The 1,195-nt window shown below is 48.7% G+C and carries 1 protein-coding gene; it reads right to left on the bottom strand.

Annotated features, from left to right (window positions below; all coding sequences use genetic code 11):
- On the bottom strand, nucleotides 1–1,195 hold a 1,195-nt coding region (locus tag I6E84_RS14045), incomplete at both ends, for a tandem-95 repeat protein (RefSeq protein ID WP_197218631.1).

Here is a 1,195-nt window from a genome sequence, read left to right as displayed (position 1 = left end):
TATCTAACACGTCTACTAACACAGCCGCACCTGAGACGCCTGTCTCATTGTCGTCAACTGCCACTGGTACAGTTTGTGGATAGTCGATGGTAATAATGGATTCATTAGAAGTTAAACCAGTACTATCACTAACTGTGTAGCTGATCGGCGTTGGGTCACCAGTAAAACCATTTTCTGGTGTAAAGGTGATGTCGCCTGTGGTTCCATCAACGCTCCACGTACCTTCACCTGCAACAATGACTGATTTACCATCTACTGCAATGGTTCCACCTGCTGGAGATTGAGTAATAATAACGGTCGTTGGAAGAATGTCTCCATCAAAATCAAAATCATTATTCAATACATCAATAATAACCTGCTGTCCAGAAACGCCGATTTCGCTGTCATCAGTTGTTACTGGAGAAGTTGGTGGGTAATCCACAATAACGGTAGCCTCATTTGAGGTTAGACCAGTACTGTCATCAACCGTATAACTTATTGGCGTTGGATCAGCTGTGAAGCCTATCTCTGGCGTAAAAGTGATCACGCCAGTAGTTGGATCAACCACCCATTCACCCTCACCAACTACAGTAACCGATTTTCCGTCAGTAGCAATAGTGCCACCCGCTGGAGATTGTGTGATCACAACGCTAGTTGGGTCTATATCATTTTCAGCATCAAAGTCGTTGCCAACCACGTCAACCGCTACAGGCTGATTCAAAGGTCCGAATCCTATATCATCAGCTGCAACTGGCACATCTGCAACTGGCGTGACAGTGATGTCTAAGGTGGTGCTGTCGGTGTTGCCATCAGGATCCGCCACCACGTAGCTAACGGTCGGTACCGTACCATTGAAGTCAGGCGCTGGATCAAAGCTGTAGCTGCCATCCGCATTCAAGGTCAAGTCACCAATCGGAGCACCCGTGCTGTCTTCGATCGCCGTTGCGGTGCCTAGCACCAATGCAACTTGGGTGCCACTGCCGTTAACGTCAACGGTGGCTGAGTCTACGGTCAAGGTGTCACCATCCACATCAGTGTCGTTAGGCAGTACGTTATCCGTTAAGGTGACGTCTTCAGCGGTGCTTTCTACTTCTGGATTGGCCACTGGTGCATCATTCACCGGATCCACGGTGATGTCTAAGGTGGTGCTGTCGGTGTTGCCTTCAGGGTCGGTCACTGTGTAGTTCACAGTCGGTACCGTACCATTGAAGTCAGG

It is taken from the genome of Psychrobacter sp. SCQQ22 (genome assembly GCF_015864605.1).
Taxonomy (GTDB): domain Bacteria; phylum Pseudomonadota; class Gammaproteobacteria; order Pseudomonadales; family Moraxellaceae; genus Psychrobacter; species Psychrobacter fozii.
The sequence above is the reverse complement of the archived record's forward strand: the minus strand, read 5'-3'. Positions and strand labels throughout refer to the sequence as shown.